We start from the raw sequence: 18,213 nt of genomic DNA, 5'->3' as shown, positions 1-18,213 counted from the left end.
CTTTTCGAACGACTACGCCGCCCTGGCGGCCATGATTGCCCATGACTACGACTCTCTACGGAATTCCCAACTGCGACACCGTCAAGAAGGCCCGCACCTGGCTGGCCGACAACGGCCATGACTTCACCTTCCATGACTTCAAGAAACAAGGACTGAGCCGCGAACTGGTGCAGGGCTGGCTGAAGGACATCGACTGGGAAACGCTGGTCAACCGCAAGGGGATGACCTGGCGCAACCTGTCCGACGAGCGCAAGGCGCAAGTCAATGATGCCGACAGCGCGACCGACCTGATGCTGGAAAATCCGTCCGTCATCAAGCGCCCGGTGCTTGCGGGCGTCGGCCCGGTCTCGGTCGGTTTCTCGAGCGACGCCTACACCAGCAAGTTCGAGAGCGCCAGGTGAAACCTTCCCGCACCCTGCTGCTGACCGAAGAGCTGATCGCGCTCGATTCGATCACGCCGCACGACAAGGGCTGCCAGCAGCGCCTGATCGAGCTGTTGACGCCGCTGGGCTTTCTCTGCGAGACCATCGAGTCGAACGGCGTGACCAATCTGTGGGCGCGTAAGGGTAGCGAAGCGCCCCTGTTCGTGTTCGCAGGTCATACCGACGTGGTCCCGGCCGGCCCGCTGCACCACTGGGAGTCGGCACCCTTCGTGCCGACCCAGCGCGACGGCAAGCTGTATGGACGCGGCGCCTCGGATATGAAAACCTCGATCGCGGCCATGGTGATCGCCTGCGAGGAATTCATCGCCGACCACCCCGACCACCGGGGCTCGATCGCCTTCCTGATCACCAGCGACGAGGAAGGACCGGCCGTCGACGGCACCGCGATCGTGGTCGACCTGCTGGAAGAACGCGGGGTGGTGCTGGACTACTGCCTGGTCGGCGAGCCGACCTCGAACCACGTGCTGGGCGACACGATCAAGAACGGCCGCCGCGGTTCGCTGTCGGGCCATCTGGTCATCAAGGGCATTCAGGGCCACATCGCCTATCCGCAACTGGCGCGCAACCCGATCCACCAGGCCGCGCCGGCACTGGCCGAGCTGACGGCCGAGGTCTGGGACGAGGGCAATGAGTACTATGCGCCGACCAGCTGGCAGATTTCGAACATGGCGGCCGGCACCGGCGCCAACAACGTGATCCCGGGCCAGTTGACGATCGACTTCAACTTCCGCTTCTCGACCGCCAGCACGGCCGAGGGACTGGAAGCGCGGGTGCACGCCATCCTCGACCGCCACGGCCTGGATTACGACCTGGAGTGGACGCTGTCGGGCCAGCCTTTCCTGACCGAGAAGGGCACGCTGTCGGACACCATCTGCGGCGCCATCAAGGAAGAACTGGGCGTGCAGGCAGAACTGTCGACCACCGGCGGGACCTCCGATGGCCGCTTCATCGCCCGCATCTGCCCTCAGGTGATAGAATTCGGGCCACCGAACGCCAGCATCCACAAGATCGATGAACACATCGAGCTGCGCTACATCGATCCCCTGAAGAATATCTACCGCCGCACGCTGCAATGCCTGCTGGCTGCCTGATCGGGGCGCTGAACTAACACGAGAACAAGGCCATGACCAACACCACCTTCAGTACGCCGCGCGACCTGCTGCGCTACGCCATCACCCGCTTCAACGGGGCCAAGCTGTTCTTTGGCCATGGCAGCGCAGAAGCCTTCGACGAAGCCGCCTACCTGATCCTGCACACCCTGAAACTGCCGCTGGACCGCCTCGAGCCCTTCCTCGACGCCCGCCTGCTGCCCGACGAAGTGCTGCAGGTGCTGGCCGTGATCGAGCGCCGCGTCACCGAACGCGTGCCGGCCGCCTACATCACCAAGGAAGCCTGGCTGGGCGAATACCGCTTCTACGTCGACGAGCGCGTGCTGGTGCCGCGTTCCTTCATCGCCGAGCTGATCCCCCAGCAGTTCAGCCCATGGCTGACCGATCCGGAAGGCGTCGAGAACGTGCTCGAACTGTGCACCGGCAGCGGTTGCCTGGCAATCATGATGGCCGACACCTTCGAGAACGCCGTGGTCGATGCGGTCGACATCTCGAAGGACGCGCTGGCCGTGGCCGAGCACAACATCCGCGAATACAAGCTGGAAGGCCGCGTGAACCCGATCGAGTCCGACCTGTACGAAAACGTGCCGTTCAAGAAGTACGACCTGATCATCACCAATCCGCCGTACGTGAACTCGGAATCGATGCGCACCCTGCCGCCGGAATACCTGAACGAGCCGCAGATCGCGCTGGCCGGCGGCGAAGACGGCATGGACCTGGTTCGCAAGATCATCGCCGGCGCCGCCGAACGCCTGACGCCCGAAGGCATCCTGGTGGTCGAGATCGGCAACGAGCGCGAGTTTGCCGAAGCCGCTTTCGGCCACCTGGGCCTGACCTGGCTGACCACCAGCATCGGCGACGATGCGGTATTCCTGCTGACGGCCGAGCAGCTGCAAACGGCGCAGTAAAATACGCGATTCGCCGGCGCCGATTGACTGCGCCGACTTTCGAACGTCGTCCCCGCGCAGGCGGGGACCCAAGTAAGCATGCGTTGCCGCTACGTTTGATGTAATGCAGCTCACGAAAACTTGGGTCCCCGCCTCCGCGGGGACGACGTGCATGAGCCAATAACGAAGCAACACCCGTTCGAACCGTTCGACTAAGTAGACAGACTCCCATGATCCGTATCCAGAACGTCAGCCTGATGCGCGGCACCAAGCCGCTGCTCGTCGACGCCGACCTGACCCTCAACCCGGGCGACAAGATCGGCCTGATCGGCGCCAATGGCGCCGGCAAATCGAGCCTGTTCGGCATGCTGCGCAACGAGCTGCATCCGGACCAGGGGCAGATCGACTTCCCCGCCAAGTGGCGCATGGCCTATGTGGCGCAAGAGACCCCGCCGCTCGAGCGCGCCGCGCTCGACTACGCGATCGACGGCGACGTCGGCCTGCGCAAACTCCAGGCCGAGCTGGAAGAACTGGAATCGCATCCCGACGCCGATGCCCACGGCATGCGCCTGGGCGAGCTGCACGGGATGCTGGCCGACGCCGACGCCTACACCGTGCAGTCGCGCGGCGAACAGCTGCTGCTGGGCCTGGGCTTCTCGCTGGCCCAGATGAACCAGCCGGTGGCCAGCTTCTCGGGCGGCTGGCGCATGCGCCTGAACCTGGCGCAGGCGCTGATGTGCCCTTCCGACCTGCTGCTGCTCGATGAACCGACCAACCACCTGGATCTGGACGCGATCATCTGGCTCGAGGACTGGCTCAAGCGTTATCCGGGCACCCTGATCATCATCTCGCACGACCGCGACTTCCTGGACGAGATCGTGAACGTGATCGTGCACATCGACGACCGCAAGCTGAAACGCTACGGCGGCAACTATTCGAGCTTCGAGCGCCAGCGCGCCGCCCAGATGGTGCTGCAGGCCTCGGCCATCGAGAAGCAGAATCGCCAGCGCGCCCACCTCGAATCCTTCATCAACCGCTTCAAGGCGCAGGCCACCAAGGCGCGCCAGGCGCAGAGCCGGATCAAGGCGCTGTCGCGGATGGAAGAACTGGCGCCGCTGCGCGCCGCCGCCGAATTCTCGTTCGAATTCCGCGAGCCGCTGGCCGCCCCGAACCCGCTGCTCGTGCTCGACGGCGTGGACGCTGGCTATCCGCTGCTCGACGAACATGGCGACAAGGTCGGCGCCAAGACCATCGTCAACCACATCGATTTCTCGCTCACGATCGGCCAGCGCATCGGCCTCCTGGGCGTGAACGGCGCCGGCAAGTCGACCCTGATCAAGACCGTGGCGGGCGAACTCAAGCCGCTGACCGGCGAAGCGACGATCGGCAAGGGCCTGTCGATCGGCTACTTCGCCCAGCACCAGGTCGAGATGCTGCGCCACGACGAATCGCCCCTGTGGCACCTGGCAAAGATCGCGCCGACGGTGCGCGAGCAGGAGCTGCGCAACTTCCTCGGCAGCTTCAACTTCCCGGGCGAGATGGTAACCAGCCCGATCAAGCCGTTCTCGGGTGGCGAAAAGGCGCGCCTGGCGCTGGCCCTGATCGTGTGGCAGCGCCCGAACCTGCTGCTGCTCGATGAACCGACCAACCACCTGGACCTGGAAACGCGCGAGGCGCTGACCATGGCCCTGGCCCAGTTCGAAGGCACGCTGGTCGTGGTCTCGCACGATCGCCACCTGCTGCGCGCCACCACCGACCAGTTCATCATCGTGGCCGACGGCCGCCTGCAGCCTTTCGACGGCGACCTGGACGACTACAAGGACTGGCTGTTCAAGACCAAGCTGGGCAAGGGCGGCGACGCCCTGCCCGGCCAGGCGGCCAAGGCGGCCCAGCCGGCCGCCAAGGCCAGCGCGCCCGCGCCTGTCGTGACCGTGTCGCCGGCCGAGCGCAAGGAACAGAAGCGCGTCGAAGCCGAGGAGCGCCAGCGCATGGCGGCCCAGCGCAAACCCCTGGAAAACCGGGTCAAGCGCATCGACGAGCAGATGGCCAAGCTGAGCGCGAAGAAAGCGACGATCGACGCCGAGCTGCTCGACCCGGCGATCTACGAAGCGGCGAACAAGGATCGTCTCAAGACGCTGGTAGCCGACCAGGCCTTTGCGGCGCGCGACCTGGGAGCGCTCGAGATGGAGTGGCTGGAGATCCAGGAGCAGCTGGAAGCGTTGACCGTGCCTGCTGCCTGAAAACACCGTCGTTCCCGCGCAGGCGGGAACCTAAGTTCGACCGACCAGCGGCTCAAAAATCGCCTTCGACAAGCGACAAGACTACGCTAAAGCATGAACATTCTTTGATTCAGCATGGATCCCCGCCTTCGCGGGGATGACGATGCATACTTTGCGTATAAATATTCCGGACACCAGTGCGCCTGCGCGGGAACGACGGGTTTAGGCACGTAGAAGAATTTGCGTTAGCACTCCGCCACCATCACGCGGCCCGCAACGGGCCCCGGGGTGACAAGGACATCAAGCGGTCGATATCGATCAACACCACCTTGCGCCCATCGATGCGGGCGATGCCGATCAGGTAGCCCGCGCTCGGCGCGCCCGGCAGGGGTTGCACCGCTTCAGGGCGCACGTGCACGATGCCGGTCACGCTCTCGACCACCATGCCGATGATCCCGCTCGACAGGCGCAGGATGATCACGTCGGTATCCGGCGCCGACCGGCCCGGCCCCGTGGCTGCGGCCATCGCCTGCGCGCCGCCCGCGCGCATGTCGACCACCGGCATGATTACCCCATGCGACAGCGCCACGCCGCCGATGATTTCGCCGTCGGTGGCGAAGCGCTCGAGGGATCCCAGCAGCTTGAGTTCCTGCACGCGCGCGCAATCGAGGCCGTATTCCTGTCCGTCGAGCATGAAGCTGAGGAATTCCCGTGAGGCGCTACTGCGCGGCGCGGGGTAACGCGAGACACAAGCGCGCGGGACTGAAGCGTGGAGCATGCTGGGCAAGGTGACCATGGCGGATCCTTTATGGGTGCGATCACCATCGTATGCCGCGCCCCCGTCCCCGATGTTGACTGTAGTCAACTCCAGCCTTGGAGCTGCCCTGCCCGGCGGGTCACATTCAGGAAGCGGCCTGCGCCTGTGCCGCGGCCATGGACGAGTCCCACGACCAGGCGCCCTCGCAGCCCGCGTGCAGCACTTCCCTGCCCTTGGTGTCGCGCAGGCGCAGCTTGACATCGCGCGCCGTGATGTCCCAGACGCAGCCGAAGTCGGGTTCGTAAGGCAGCGCCAGCACCTGCACCTCGCCCGCCAGCATGCCGATCGCCACCCCGGCCGACCCGACCCGCTCGAAGCGCTGGGCCTCGAACCGTTTCATGAGCGCCATGCCGCCCTGGCGCTCGCCGTCGAGCGTCTTGGCTTCTTGCGACAGCCGCCCCAGTTCCTTGAGCGCCGGCGCCACGCTGGCCGTCAGGCGCCGGAACTGCGGTTCCTGTTCCGGCGTGAGCACCAGCTCGCCCTTGCGCAAGCGTGGCGCGATCAACAGGTATTTGCGCATCTCGGGCTGGGCGGTCAGGGCTTCCATCGCGCTGCGGCGCTGCGCCGCCAGCTGGGCGAACTGGTCCATCCGCTCGCGCACCTGCGCCATCGCCGCATCGACGCGCGCGCAGTCCGGGCGTAGCAGCCAGACCAGCATCTCGCCCTGCTTCCACGGCGCGGCGCGGCCGATCGCCACGCGCCGCCCGGCGATGGCGCTGCCCTCGGCATGCGCCACCTCGACCTCGTCGCCGATGATCTCGCAGTTGATCGCGGTCTCGATCCGGATGCGGGCGCCCGAGATCACGCAGTTCTCGGCGCGCTCGAGCCGAACCTCGCCCTTGGGCGCCTGGATCGTCGCCTGGGACGCGACGCCCAGCACCCGCACGCCGCCATCGAGGTTGCGCGCGCTGCCGCCGACCAGGTTGCGGCGCAGGAGGATGGCGCCGCCGCGCGAGATCAGGTGGCCGTAGACGTCGCCGTGCACGGTGATGCTCTCGGCCTCGATGATGCGCTGCTCCTGCACTTCGCCGAATTCCTCGTAGTCGCCGGCCAGGTGCAGGTTGCCGGTGGTCTTGGCGCTGACGCCGTCGCGGCTGACGATCTTGTCGGTGATGGCGATGCGGATGCTCTTGGGATCGACGCTCAAAAAGCCGTCCTGGCGGGAGACCAGGAACTCGCCTTCCGGCGCCAGCTCGACCGCCGTGCCGTCGGCCGCATAGGTGGCCAGGTCGAGGTCCTTGCCCACCTCGGGCGCGATCGGGATGCCGTTCAGGTCGAAGCCGGGGCTGCCGCTGGTACGCGGCACCTTGCGCAGCAGGCGCGTGCCGGCCGCCACTTGCGGGAAGCGGTTCTGGAAGCTCATCAGGTCGAGCTTGCCGTTGGCGAGCTGGCGCGGCGCGTCGCTGCGGTGCAGCTCGTTGGCGACTTCCTCGACGCCGGCATCCACGCCGGGCAGCGGCTCGAGGCGGCGCGCCACCACGTAGCGGCCGGCCGCGCCGCTCGCGATGTGACTGCGGATGGCCTCGACCTCGGCGCCGAAGCGGATGCCCTTGACCCACATATCGGCGACGAACTCGTCGGCGTCGAGCCGGGTCTGGCGATCATTGCCTTCCTCGTCGCGCTCGAACACGGGCTCAAAATAGTATTCGGCCTGGCCGTCGGCGATCTTGACCGAGCGGTACAGGGCCTGGCGCTGCGGCGTGAATGGCACGATGTCGGCCGCGATGCGCACCACGACCCGCCCGGCCGCATCGCGCGGCAGGTCGGGCCCGTGGCCGTACACGGCCTTGATCAGGACCGGGTAATCGAGGCCGGCCAGGTAATGGTTGGAACGCAGGATGCCGTCGACCGCCGCCGCCAGCGTGGTGCCGAGCACTTCGGGATCGGCATACACGCCATCGTCACGCCTGGCGATACAGTGTTCGGGTCCGGTGGATTCGAAGCGGACGGCGGTGGACGCGACAGACACGGCGTCGGGTGGTACGGCAAGGTCGGACACGTTCACGCTCCACTTGGCGAAGAGTGTTGGCGACAGATACCCGCCAACAGTAAGGTGGACGTAAACATAGCATGTTGCGCAATCTAAATAAACATATGGCAACTAGATTTCTAAAAAGAAAATTTGTTACAGGCCCGACACGGTTGCGGCAGACGACATTTGCGGCGAAATCCAGCAAAAACGCGCCAGGTACACCAGCGCGGCGACTTGGGAAATGTCAAATTCCAGAAACGACAACGGCGCCATCGGCGCCGTCGTTTTACATTGCCGACCGCATTTTTAGCGGCGGCGGGTGTTCGGATAGAGCTCCGAACCTTCCTTGATCTGGCGGCGCAGATCGCGCCGCTCGTCCGGCGACAGCCGGCCGCGACGACGCTCTTCGCGCGCCGCGTCGGACTGCGCCTCCATGGCGCGACGGTCCTGGTCACGCATCTCGTAGACGCGCGGATCCTGCTGGGCCTGCAACTGGTAACGGTCGCGCATCGCCGCTTCGTCGCGGCGCGGATCGCGCTCCTGGTTTTGCGCCAATGCGCTGGCTCCAGTGCCGGCCAGCACGCAGGCGATCACACCAAGGCGCGCAAGCCGGGCGAGCCGGCCGCCATTGGCGCCGAATCCTGCTGGTTTGTCGTTGTGCGCGTGGTTCATGGAGTTCCTCTTCCGCGATGCCTGATAAACGGATAAGCTGTGTTGATCACTTGTCGCCAGTGTAGGTGCATACCGAAAGTGGAGTAAGACTTATTGGGTAAAGTTTGTAACACATTGTAATGGCTGAGCTGAGTCGTGCTTCCGCTCCAGCCATAAGAAGTTACCATAGCGACATTCATCTGACAATTCTGGACAGCTCTATGACTTCAACGACTTCGAACAATAATGCGGGTACGGGCGCGTCAGCGGGCCACTCCGCCAAGATCATGGTCGTGGACGACGACGTACGCCTGCGCGACCTGCTGCGGCGTTACCTGACCGAACAGGGATTCCAGGTCGTGACCGCCGAAAGCGCGCCGGCGATGAACAAATTGTGGCTGCGCGAGCGTTACGACCTGCTGGTGCTCGACCTGATGCTGCCCGGCGAAGACGGCCTGTCGATCTGCCGCCGCTTGCGCGGCGCCGGCGACCAGACCCCGATCATCATGCTGACCGCCAAGGGCGAGGACGTCGACCGCATCGTCGGCCTCGAGATGGGCGCCGACGACTACCTGCCCAAGCCGTTCAACCCGCGCGAACTGGTGGCCCGCATCGGCGCCGTCCTGCGCCGCAAGGGCCCGGACGAGATCCCGGGCGCGCCGTCCGAAACCCCGCAGACCTTCGAGTTCGGCGACTTCGTGCTCGACCTGGGCACGCGCACGCTCAAGAAGAATGGCGAGACGGTGCCGCTGACCACCGGCGAATTCTCGGTACTCAAGGTGTTCGCGCGCCATGCGCGCCAGCCGCTGTCGCGCGAGAAGCTGATGGAACTGGCGCGCGGCCGCGAATACGAAGTGTTCGACCGCTCGCTCGACGTCCAGATCTCGCGCCTGCGCAAGCTGATCGAGCCGGATCCATCGAGCCCGCTGTACATCCAGACCGTGTGGGGCCTGGGCTACGTGTTCATCCCTGAAGGCCAGCCGCGCTAGTGTTCACCCCAATCGCCCAAGCGCGGCGCGCCCTGCGCTTCGCCTGGTTCAAGAGCGGCCTGTTCTGGCGCACCTTCTTCCTGATGTCGGTGCTCACCGCGGCTTCGATGCTGGCCTGGATCGGCATGATCAGCGTATTCCAGCGCGACAAGCAGGTGCAGCAGACGGCGGAGCTGGTGGTGTCGGTGGTGACGATTACCAAGGCGGCCCTGACCCACTCCGCGCCCGACCTGCGGCGCGAGCTGCTGCTCGAACTGGTGTCGAACGAAGGCATCCGCATCTTCACGCTGGAAGACACGGACGTGATCGACCCGCCGCCGCACAATCCCCTGATGCCTGAGATCGCGGCCATCGTGCGCGAACGCCTGGGCGCCGACACGCGCTTCTCGAGCGGCGTGAACGGCGTGCCGGGCTTCTACATCAGCTTCAATATCGAGGACGACAAATACTGGCTGATGCTCGAGCGCGAGCGCCTGACCGGCCTGACGCGCGAACAGTGGCTCGGCTGGGCCGTGGTGGTGGGCCTGCTGTCGGTGGTCGGCGCGGCGCTGATCTCGAGCCTGGTGAACCGCCCGCTGGCGCGCCTGACGGCCGCCGCGCGCGCCATCGCCAAGGGCGAGCGCCCGGTGCGCCTGCCCGAGAAGGGTTCGCAAGAGATCATCGAGGCCAATCGCAGTTTCAACCAGATGGTGGAAGACCTGGCGCAGGTTGAAAAGGACCGCGCCGTGATCCTGGCCGGCATCTCGCACGACCTGCGCACGCCGCTGGCGCGCATGGGGCTTGAGGTCGAGATGGCGAACCTGTCGACGGACGCGCGCGAAGGCATGCAGTCGGACATCGCGCAGATGGACGCCATCATCGGCCAGTTCCTGGACTACGCCAAGCCGACCGAGGCGGCGACCTTCGTGCCGGTGAACCTGTCCGAAATGCTGTCCGACGTCGGCCGCGAGGCGGCCCGCATCCCCGATTTGCACGTCAAGACCGACCTGATGCCGGGCGTGCACGTGATGGGCAACGCGACCGACCTGCGGCGCGTGATCAACAACATCATCGAGAACGCGCGCCGCTACGGCAATACGCCGGGCACCTCATGCACCGACATCGACATCGTGCTGCGCGTGAAGGCCACCGGCCACGGCCGGCGCGCCGTGATCGAGATCGGCGATCATGGCGTCGGCGTGCCGGCGGACCAGATCGCGCAGCTGATGAAGCCCTTTACGCGGCTCGACAGCGCGCGCGGTCAGGCGAATGGCGCCGGGCTAGGTCTCGCGATCGTGGAGCGGGTGCTGACCCGGCATAACGCGGGGCTGGAAGTGCGTAACCGAGAAGGCGGCGGGTTCATGCTGCAGGTGGCGTTGCCGTTGGCGGCTTGATCGGCCGGCTGCCTCGACACGCAGTTCCCCCGCAGCCTCGACACGTCTTTCACCCGCGCCCTCGATACGTCGTTCCTGCCACTGGCAGGAACGACTTCCCGCGGAGGCGGGAACCCAAGTTCGCATGCGCACCAGATTCAATTTCAAGAAGTGTCTGCGCCAGCTACTTAGGTTCCCGCCTTCGCGGGAACGACGACGTGCATGCGCTGACAACGATGGTCAATCGCCGATCAGGCTCGCAAACCGCCCCAGATCGATATTCCCGCCACTGATCAGCACCCCGACCTTCTTCCCTTTCAGCTGATCCTTCATCCTGCGCGCCGCCGCAAACCCCAGGCAACCAGTCGGCTCCACCACGATCTTCATGCGTTCGGCAAAAAAGCGCATGCACGCCACCAGCTCCTCGTCGCTGACGGTCAGAATGTCATTCACATCGCGCCGGATGATCGGGAAAGTCAGCTGGCCCAGGTGCTGGGTCTGGGCACCGTCGGCGATGGTGCGCGGCGTGTCGATGTGGACGATCTCGCCGGTGCGGAACGATTGCTGGCCGTCGTTGCCGGCCTCCGGCTCGACGCCGTACAGCATGCAGCCCGGCGACAGCGCCCGCGTGGCCAGCGCGGAGCCGGACAGCAGGCCGCCGCCGCCCAGGCACACGAAGAAGGCGTCCAGCGGACCGACTTCCTCGAACAACTCCTTGGCCGCCGTGCCCTGCCCCGCGATCACGTCCGCGTGGTCGTAGGGTGGAATCAGGGTCAGGCCATGCTTGTCGGCCAGCTCGCGGCCGATCTGCTCGCGGTCTTCGGTATAGCGGTCATAGGTCACCACGGTGGCGCCATAGCCGCGCGTGGCGGCGACTTTCGCGGCCGGCGCATCCTGCGGCATCACGATCGTCGCCGGCATGCCCAGGATCTTCGCCGACAGCGCGATCGCCTGCGCATGGTTGCCGGACGAGAAAGCGACGACGCCGGCGCGGCGCTGCTCGGGACTGAACTTTGCCAGCGCGTTATAACCGCCGCGGAACTTGAAGGCGCCCATGCGCTGCATGTTCTCGCACTTGAAGAACACCTCGGCGCCGAATTCCTCGTTGACGGTGCGCGAGGTCAGCACCGGCGTGCGATGCGCGGCGCCCAGGATGCGCTCGGCGGCCTGGGCGACGTCTTCGTAGGTGGGGAGCGATGCTGCGGTCATGGCGCAATCCTTTCAGTTCACTGCGGTCGGTTTAACGATTCATCCAATATTGGACATATTATCCAATTCTGGATGAAGCGTCAAACCACAGTGATTTCGGTCCCTTCCTTGCTAAGGCCACCAGCGGACGATGTTCAGCACGCCCGTCAGCCACGTTTTCCCGGCCTTCCCGATCCGGGGTCCATTGCCCGGCGGCGCGGCCGGCGGGATGTCGCGCAACGCCTGGTCGACCAGCCGGTTGCGCTCGCGCGCCTGACGCACGAAGTACACCGACGCCCACAGGAACAGCAGCAAGGCCGCCAGCGCCGCCCAGCCGCCGAAGAACAGCAGCGCGCCGAAGACGAAGAACGGGCCGAACCAGTACACGGCCCAGGCCTGCTCGCGCGCGACGTCCCAGGCCGATTCGGCAAGCACGACGTCCGGCGTGGACAGGTCGCGCCAGCCCACGATCTTCTGCCAGTTGCCCTGCTCGACCAGTGCAACCGCATAGCGCGAACCGTCGCGCGGCACGGTACCGTCGGAGAAGGTGACGCTGTAATGCTTCTTGCCGCCGCTTTCGAAGCTGAAGGTGGCTCCCTGCACGTCGAACACGCGGTCGAACATCACCTGCACGATGTGGGCGAAATCTTCGAGTCGTTCAGTCATGGCATTACCTCCGAGCCGGTGAAAGCATCGACATCCCGCAAGACCCTGGCGGCCCGGCGGTTGCGCACCACAGTCCGTCCGGCGTGGGCGATGGTCCCCAATAGCACGAGCGCCGCGAGCGAGAGAAAGGCTTTCGAGACGCCGGGATTATCCAGGACGGCGAGCACGCCCGGCACGAGCGGGGCCACGAAAGGCAGTGGCTGTGTGACGGCTGCGAGGTTGGTTCGCCGCAGCGCGACCGTCGATGTGGTCAGGTCACGCCAGCCGACCACCGTTTCCCAATTGCCGCGCTCGACAAAAGCGACGGCATACGTCGCGCCTTCACGCGGAATGCCCAGGCCGAGAGCGCTGACGCCATAGACGGGCCATCCGCCCTCCTCGAAACTGAATTCCTTGAGGCGCTCCCGGACGTCGAACACCCGGTCGAAACGAACCTGCTCTACATGCATCTGCATTTCCTGGCGACTGGCGATGCCGAGAACCGTAACGCAGGCGAGCCTCGCCTGTCCAGTTCCCGGACCAAGTCATGCACCTTGCATCAATCGGGAATCCGATTGACCAGTTCCTCGCCCCGCTCGAAGGCCCCGATGCTGTCGATGGTCGTACGCATGATCTGCCCGATCGCCTCCACGGTGAAAAAGGCCTGGTGGCCGGTCACGATCACGTTCGGGAACGACACCAGGCGCTGGATCACGTCGTCCGTGATGATGCTCGACGACAGGTCCTGGAAGAACAGGCTCGCTTCCTGCTCGTAGACGTCGATCGCCAGGCCGCCCAGCTGGCCGCTCTTGAGCGCCTGCACTGCCGCCTCGGTGTCGACCAGGCCGCCGCGGCTGGTATTGACCAGCACGCAGCCGCGCTTGACCCGCGCCAGCGCCGCCGCATTCACGATGTGATGGGTCTCTTCCAGCAGCGGGCAGTGCAAGGACACCACGTCGCTGCAGGCCAGCAGCTCGTCGACGCCGATATAGCGTCCGCCCAGGGCCTCGAAGGCCGGCGTCGGGTAACGGTCGTAGCCGACCAGGGTGCAACCGAAACCGGCCATGATGCGGGCGAAGATGGTGCCGATCTTGCCGGTGCCGATCACGCCGACCGTCTTGCCGTGCAAATCGAAGCCCATCAGGCCGTCGAGATCGAAATTGCCTTCGCGCGTGCGCACGCTGGCGCGCGCGATCTTGCGGTTCACCGCCAGCAGCAGTCCGACCGCGAACTCGGCCACCGAGTTCGGTGAATAATCCGTCACCCGCACCACCGCGATGCCGAGCCGGCGTGCGGCGACCGCATCGACGTGGTTGTAGCCGGTCGAGCGGGTCGCCACCAGGCGCACGCCCTGCCCCGCCAGGATGCCCAGCACCTCGGCGTCGACGGTATCGTTGACGAAGACGCAGACCGCCTCGCAGCCCTCGGCCAGGATCGCGGTCTCGCGGCTCAGCCGGTCTTCGAGGAAGCGCAACTCATGGCCGGCGTCAAAGTTGGCCTGGGCCAGCATGGTCTTGTCGTAGCGGCGGGCGCTGTACACGGCTGTCTTCAAGACTGACTCCCTGATAAACGGTCCTGCTGAATTCTATTTGATGTCGTTGTACGCCGTCGCCCGCGAAATGCCGAGGTGCGAGGCCGCCACTTCCATCGCGCGCCGCACTTCGAGAAAACCGCCCTCCTTCAGTTCGCGCATCAGCGCGCGCCGTTCGTGCGCCTTGAGCAGCTGGGGCGAGGACGCCAGCCGCGCCGCGTAGGCGTCGATGCGGCGCCGGATGGCGTCGGCGTTGGACGGATCGAGCGACTCGCCCACCGGCGCCGCGCCCAGCGCATTGAACTGCTCCAGGATGCCCTGCATCGAACGGAACAGCGTCAGGTCGACGTTCAGGCACAGGGCCGCGACGTAGTTGCCGTCGGCGTCCTTGATGCCGATCGAGGTGCTCTTGGCCGGGCGGCCGTCCGGGAACTGGTTCGGATAGTTGGCGACCACCTGCGGATAGGCGCTGTCGGCGATGCGCGCCAGCCCCAGCTCGGTGGCCGGATCGCCGGCCGCGCGACTGGAGAGGTTGTTGTGGATGGCCAGCACCGCGTGGCCGGGGTCGCGCAGGTCATGCACCACGACCTCGCAAAACGGCGCGAAGGTCTGGGCCAGGCCCTCGGCGATATGCCGGACCTGCTCGATGAGCGCGGATTCTTCCTTGCTTGGCAATATCTTGGTCATATTGGACATTTTATCCAAGACTGGCGGTTCTGTAAAAAACGACGGCGCGCAGGCCTACACGCCCACGTGAAGTGGCGAACAGAAGCGTATTGATGCAAGGAAGACAATGAAATTCCCGAACATGGATCCGTCCAGGAGCCAACCATGAAGCGTCAACTGAGCATCTGCCTGCTGGCCGCCGCCGCGATCGCCGCGCCGAGCGCCTATTCCGACACCGTCATCGTCAAGTGCATTGACGGCGCCGGCCGCGTCACTTTCACCGACCGCCCCTGCGAAGCCGGCGCCGCTACCGTGCGCATGGCCAGCATGCCGTCCAGCGAAGGAGTGACGAGGATCGCACCTTATCCGCTCGCGGCCCGGGAAGACGTGCTGCCGCCGGCGCGCGCACTGCAGCGCAGCGCCGCGCCGATGCCCCGAGTGAAAGCCACGCCGCTGGCCAGCGACGTCGCCACCCTGAAGGCGGCGCGCGCGCAATTCCTGATCGGCGACGTGGGCAGCAAGGAAACGCTGGCCGGACTCGAGTAAGTCAGTACTGACTGCTGGTTGCAGCCTGCTCAGTGCAGTCGGCTGACGCTCGCCAGGTGCGGCGCCGGAGGATTCTCCAGCTCGCGCAGCAGCTCCAGCAATTGATCGTCCTTGATAAAGCCGGCGCTCGAGCGTCCTTCCAGCAGGCGCTCGGGGGGCATCGAGCGCGCCACCACATAGCCCTGCACGTAGTCGACGCCGATCTCGTGCAGCGTCTGCACGGTGGCCGCGTCCTCGGCCCATTCCGCGATCGTCTTCATGCCCAGGTTCACGGCCAGGCTTACGATGGCCTCGACGATCGCCACATTGGCCGGGTGGGCGTTGATGTTGACGATGAAGTTGCCGTCGATTTTGAGCACGTCGGCCGGCAGCTCCTTCAGGTACGAGAACGAGGTATAGCCGGCGCCGAAGTCGTCCAGCGCCACCTTCACGCCAAAGCTGCGCACCTGGTCGATGAAGCGGCGCGTGTTGTCCAGGTCATGCAGCGCCACGCTCTCGGTGATTTCCAGGCACAGGCGGCTGGCCACGTGCACGTAGCGGCCCAGGATGTCGAAGGTGTCCTGCACGAAGCGCTCGTCGTTGAGCGAGGCCCCCGACAGGTTCATGCACACGAAGCGGGTATTGACCAGGTCTTCGGTGTGCTCGGCGATCCAGGCCAGGGTCGTGGTGAGCACCCAGCGGTCGATCATGCTGGCGCGCCCGCTCTTCTCGGCGGCGGCGATCACGGCGCCGGCCGGCACCACGCGGCCGTCCGGCTCGCGCATACGCAGCAAGACCTCGAAGTTCATCGATTCGTGCGGCGCGCGCAACGACATGATCGGCTGCATCTCGAGCAGCAGGTTGTCGGTCGCGTCCGGGCCGGACAGGCGCTCGACCAGGTCCAGTTCGGCCGCGCGCTGGCGGAAGGCGTCGGCGCCGCGTTCATATACCACCAGACCGTCGCCCAGGCCGGTCTTGGCTTCGCGGCAGGCGCGGTCGGAGGTCGACACCGCATCCTTCATCGGCATGCCCGGCACCACCTCGATCAGGCCGACCGAGGCGCGCACGTGGAAGGCCTTGTCGCCCACCCGGTACGGGGTGTTGCCGAGGCGGTCGACGATGCCGCGGCAGATGATCGAGGCCAGCGGGATCGCCGTCTCGGGCATCACGATCACGAATTCGTCGCCGCCCACGCGCCCGATCTGCTGGCCGCCGGCCAGCATCGTGCCCATCCGCTCGCACACCTGCTTGAGCACTTCGTCGCCCGCCGCATGGCCAAACAGGTCGTTGATCAGCTTGAAGCGGTCGAGGTCCACATAGGCCAGCGCCATCGGCCGCCCGGCGGCCAGGCTGGCGGCGGCGCTCGAGAATTCGCGTTCGATGCCGCGCCGGTTGTAGACCTTGGTCAGCGGATCGTTATTGGCCATGAAGCGCAGCTGCTCGGTGGCCTTGTGTTTTTCGGTCGTGTCCTGCAGCACGCCCTCGATGCGCGAGCGCGCCAGCGTGGCGCTGACCAGGAAGCGCTGGTTGCCGTCGCGGCTGGCCAGCTCCATCTCGGCCTCGGACCTGGCGTGCACCTGCTCGTGCAGGTTGGCCCAGCTCGCTTCGGTGAAGAACTGGCGCCAGCCGGTGCGGCCCGGGGTGAAGCCGGTCATGCCCAGCATCTTCTGCAACGCCGGATTGACACTCAGGAAGTGGCCGTACATGTCGAGGGTGAACAGGCCGACCGGCATCGCCTGGTAGGCGTGCTCGAGTTCTTCCTGGGCTTCCTGGCGCTTCTCGGTTTCCATGCGCATCTGCTCGGCCACGGCCAGCGCCGCCAGCAGGCTCGATGCGAGCGCCGCGGTGACGCTGTTGATCACGCCCAGCAGTTCGCGCATGCCGAGCGCGGCCGACAAGACCTCGGCCAGCGAGGCCAGGAAAGTCACCGCGAACGAGGCCGCGAACCAGGCCGCGACGCGGGTGCGCGATTCCACGATGATCTTGAACAGGCCGATCGTCATCAGCGAGAAGCAGCACACCAGGATGCCCCACAGGAGCGGCAGATACATGCCATAAGGCAGCAGCATGGCCGCGGCCAGCATCGGCATGCACAGCCACTGCATGACGCGCATCGGCAGCAGGTAGCGCATCTCGGCCAGGTGTTCCCTGAGCAGGGCCTGGTACAGGGTCAGTGTGGCGATGCCGTACAGGGTGATCGTCACGGCGCGGCTGCGCAACAGCCATTCGGAAGGGACGGTCTGGCCCAGCCACTGGATGTCCCAGCCGGCCGACAGCGCGCCCACGCGCAGGTTCAGGATCAGCCAGCCGGCGAACAGCACATACACCGGCTGGCGGTTGATCAGGGCCGTGATGATGATGAACAGGGCCAGCACGATCATGCCGCCATCGAGCAGGCCCGATTTGCGGTGGTATTGCTTGACCGACAAGGCGAACTGCTCGGTCGGCCATTGCAGCACCGACAGGCGCGCCGGGCCCGAGAAGGTGGCGCGGCACAGCAGCTGGCGCGGCAGCGGCGCCAGGCGCATCGCGAAGCCGGCCTTGTCGGCCTGCAGCACGCCGTGGCCGGTGCTGCGGGTGGCGGCGCCGAGCGGGGTCAGGGTGGTCGCGTCCCAGCAGGCGATGTCGAGCGCGTGGCGCGACGGGAACTCGATCACCTGATCGCCGGCGCGCGGCATCGGCTCGAAGGCGAACCAGACCGGTGCTTCGGAAAGGTGGGTATCGTGGCCATTGGTCAGCGGCGTGGCGCGCGCCAGCGCCAGCGCGTCGTCCGGGACCAGCGTGGCTGCCTGGTCGACCGTGACGTGCATCGCCAGCGGCACGTCGCCGCTGGTGCGGTATTCGTCATGCCAGAACACCAGCGCGATCAGCGAAACGATGCCGATCCCCACCGGGATCAGGTAATAGGAAAAGATCTTCAGTATCAGCTCGACAGCCGCGTGGAGCGCGGCCGGCAGTGTTGCACGGAGCTGATGTTTGACGTTGGGCATGGACGATCTTGGATGGAACGGGTGACGCTGCGCGACGGACGCCGGGCATTAAAGCGCAAGGATACAGCTTTACGCTAGTGCCGTCATGCAATTATTAGGCCAGCACAGACCAATTCGCAACGGTTTGGCATTGACAGTAAGGCTAAGGTCCGATTGCGCACCTGCTGCGCAAATGGCCCACTGGTGCCCATGGCGGCCGGTCGCGCAGCGCACCGAACGGCCCGGCGTG

The 18,213-nt window shown here is 65.8% G+C and carries 16 protein-coding genes; 7 read left to right on the top strand and 9 right to left on the bottom strand.

All coding sequences use genetic code 11. From position 1 onward, the window contains the following. The first annotated feature begins 41 nt into the window (after positions 1–41). The 4 genes from AC3A6F_RS07080 (at position 42) to AC3A6F_RS07065 (ending at position 4,679) form a co-directional block, all read left to right on the top strand. The gene (locus AC3A6F_RS07080) at positions 42–401 is read left to right on the top strand and encodes an ArsC family reductase (protein ID WP_487679269.1); all 360 of its coding nucleotides are present in this window, start codon (positions 42–44) and stop codon (positions 399–401) included. After that, entirely contained in the window at positions 398–1,534 is a 1,137-nt protein-coding gene (dapE, locus tag AC3A6F_RS07075) for a succinyl-diaminopimelate desuccinylase (RefSeq protein WP_487679267.1), read from the top strand. Before AC3A6F_RS07080 ends, dapE begins: the two co-directional genes overlap by 4 nt. 32 nt (positions 1,535–1,566) lie before the next feature. Continuing rightward, the gene (gene prmB / locus AC3A6F_RS07070; RefSeq protein WP_487679265.1) at positions 1,567–2,460 is read left to right on the top strand and encodes a 50S ribosomal protein L3 N(5)-glutamine methyltransferase; all 894 of its coding nucleotides are present in this window, start codon (positions 1,567–1,569) and stop codon (positions 2,458–2,460) included. A 209-nt stretch (positions 2,461–2,669) separates the two neighbouring features. After that, complete coding sequence (locus tag AC3A6F_RS07065; RefSeq protein WP_487679263.1) at positions 2,670–4,679, top strand: ATP-binding cassette domain-containing protein; 2,010 nt, start codon at positions 2,670–2,672, stop codon at positions 4,677–4,679. A 241-nt stretch (positions 4,680–4,920) separates the two neighbouring features. Here the strand turns inward: AC3A6F_RS07065 and AC3A6F_RS07060 are convergent, their stop codons facing one another. The 3 genes from AC3A6F_RS07060 to AC3A6F_RS07050 form a co-directional block, all read right to left on the bottom strand. Continuing rightward, a complete protein-coding gene (locus AC3A6F_RS07060; protein ID WP_487679261.1) occupies positions 4,921–5,436 on the bottom strand; it encodes a chemotaxis protein CheW in 516 nt (171 codons plus the stop codon). A gap of 124 nt (positions 5,437–5,560) precedes the next feature. Beyond that, complete coding sequence (locus tag AC3A6F_RS07055; RefSeq protein WP_487679259.1) at positions 5,561–7,474, bottom strand: flagellar assembly protein A; 1,914 nt, start codon at positions 7,472–7,474, stop codon at positions 5,561–5,563. Positions 7,475–7,753: 279 nt separating this feature from the next. Next, entirely contained in the window at positions 7,754–8,119 is a 366-nt protein-coding gene (locus AC3A6F_RS07050; RefSeq protein ID WP_487679257.1) for a hypothetical protein, read from the bottom strand. Positions 8,120–8,319: 200 nt separating this feature from the next. On the opposite strand from AC3A6F_RS07050, the gene ompR reads away from it, so the two are divergent. Further along, complete coding sequence (gene ompR, locus AC3A6F_RS07045; protein ID WP_123067901.1) at positions 8,320–9,087, top strand: osmolarity response regulator transcription factor OmpR; 768 nt, start codon at positions 8,320–8,322, stop codon at positions 9,085–9,087. Beyond that, positions 9,087–10,460, top strand: coding sequence for a sensor histidine kinase (locus AC3A6F_RS07040; protein ID WP_487679255.1), 1,374 nt, complete (start codon positions 9,087–9,089; stop codon positions 10,458–10,460). Before ompR ends, AC3A6F_RS07040 begins: the two co-directional genes overlap by 1 nt. A gap of 219 nt (positions 10,461–10,679) precedes the next feature. On the opposite strand, the gene AC3A6F_RS07035 is transcribed toward AC3A6F_RS07040, so the two are convergent. The 5 genes from AC3A6F_RS07035 to AC3A6F_RS07015 form a co-directional block, all read right to left on the bottom strand. Further along, positions 10,680–11,648, bottom strand: a complete 969-nt coding sequence (locus AC3A6F_RS07035) for a threo-3-hydroxy-L-aspartate ammonia-lyase (protein WP_208277824.1) — start codon at positions 11,646–11,648, stop codon at positions 10,680–10,682. 111 nt (positions 11,649–11,759) lie between these two features. Beyond that, the gene (locus AC3A6F_RS07030; RefSeq protein ID WP_487679253.1) at positions 11,760–12,293 is read right to left on the bottom strand and encodes a hypothetical protein; all 534 of its coding nucleotides are present in this window, start codon (positions 12,291–12,293) and stop codon (positions 11,760–11,762) included. Further along, positions 12,290–12,742 (bottom strand): hypothetical protein, encoded by a 453-nt coding sequence (locus tag AC3A6F_RS07025; protein ID WP_487679251.1) that lies wholly within the window; start codon positions 12,740–12,742, stop codon positions 12,290–12,292. The genes AC3A6F_RS07030 and AC3A6F_RS07025 overlap by 4 nt, the downstream gene beginning before the upstream one ends. Positions 12,743–12,831: 89 nt before the next feature. After that, positions 12,832–13,824, bottom strand: coding sequence for a 2-hydroxyacid dehydrogenase (locus tag AC3A6F_RS07020; protein ID WP_487679249.1), 993 nt, complete (start codon positions 13,822–13,824; stop codon positions 12,832–12,834). A gap of 33 nt (positions 13,825–13,857) precedes the next feature. After that, positions 13,858–14,499, bottom strand: a complete 642-nt coding sequence (locus AC3A6F_RS07015) for a helix-turn-helix transcriptional regulator (protein ID WP_487679247.1) — start codon at positions 14,497–14,499, stop codon at positions 13,858–13,860. A 135-nt stretch (positions 14,500–14,634) separates the two neighbouring features. Here AC3A6F_RS07015 and AC3A6F_RS07010 point away from each other — a divergent pair, with 135 nt between their 5' ends. Next, a complete protein-coding gene (locus AC3A6F_RS07010; protein WP_487679245.1) occupies positions 14,635–15,015 on the top strand; it encodes a DUF4124 domain-containing protein in 381 nt (126 codons plus the stop codon). 29 nt (positions 15,016–15,044) lie between these two features. Here AC3A6F_RS07010 and AC3A6F_RS07005 read toward each other — a convergent pair whose 3' ends face one another. Further along, positions 15,045–17,984: a putative bifunctional diguanylate cyclase/phosphodiesterase gene (locus AC3A6F_RS07005; RefSeq protein WP_487679243.1), complete on the bottom strand. Its 2,940-nt coding sequence runs from the start codon at positions 17,982–17,984 to the stop codon at positions 15,045–15,047. Between the last annotated feature and the right edge of the window lie 229 nt (positions 17,985–18,213).

The organism is Massilia sp. Soil_C_3 (assembly GCF_057657035.1).
This window is presented reverse-complemented; position numbering and strand designations above follow the sequence as displayed.

What these genes read in the sequence shown, in the direction of transcription:
- AC3A6F_RS07080 (WP_487679269.1), top strand. Translation starts at nt 42, where the DNA reads ATGACTACGACTCTCTACGGAATTCCCAACTGCGACACCGTCAAGAAG.
- prmB (WP_487679265.1), top strand. Translation starts at nt 1,567, where the DNA reads ATGACCAACACCACCTTCAGTACGCCGCGCGACCTGCTGCGCTACGCC.
- AC3A6F_RS07065 (WP_487679263.1), top strand. Translation starts at nt 2,670, where the DNA reads ATGATCCGTATCCAGAACGTCAGCCTGATGCGCGGCACCAAGCCGCTG.
- AC3A6F_RS07060 (WP_487679261.1), bottom strand. Translation starts at nt 5,436, where the DNA reads ATGCTCCACGCTTCAGTCCCGCGCGCTTGTGTCTCGCGTTACCCCGCG.
- AC3A6F_RS07050 (WP_487679257.1), bottom strand. Translation starts at nt 8,119, where the DNA reads ATGAACCACGCGCACAACGACAAACCAGCAGGATTCGGCGCCAATGGC.
- ompR (WP_123067901.1), top strand. Translation starts at nt 8,320, where the DNA reads ATGACTTCAACGACTTCGAACAATAATGCGGGTACGGGCGCGTCAGCG.
- AC3A6F_RS07035 (WP_208277824.1), bottom strand. Translation starts at nt 11,648, where the DNA reads ATGACCGCAGCATCGCTCCCCACCTACGAAGACGTCGCCCAGGCCGCC.
- AC3A6F_RS07030 (WP_487679253.1), bottom strand. Translation starts at nt 12,293, where the DNA reads ATGACTGAACGACTCGAAGATTTCGCCCACATCGTGCAGGTGATGTTC.
- AC3A6F_RS07025 (WP_487679251.1), bottom strand. Translation starts at nt 12,742, where the DNA reads ATGCATGTAGAGCAGGTTCGTTTCGACCGGGTGTTCGACGTCCGGGAG.
- AC3A6F_RS07015 (WP_487679247.1), bottom strand. Translation starts at nt 14,499, where the DNA reads ATGTCCAATATGACCAAGATATTGCCAAGCAAGGAAGAATCCGCGCTC.
- AC3A6F_RS07010 (WP_487679245.1), top strand. Translation starts at nt 14,635, where the DNA reads ATGAAGCGTCAACTGAGCATCTGCCTGCTGGCCGCCGCCGCGATCGCC.
- AC3A6F_RS07005 (WP_487679243.1), bottom strand. Translation starts at nt 17,984, where the DNA reads ATGCCCAACGTCAAACATCAGCTCCGTGCAACACTGCCGGCCGCGCTC.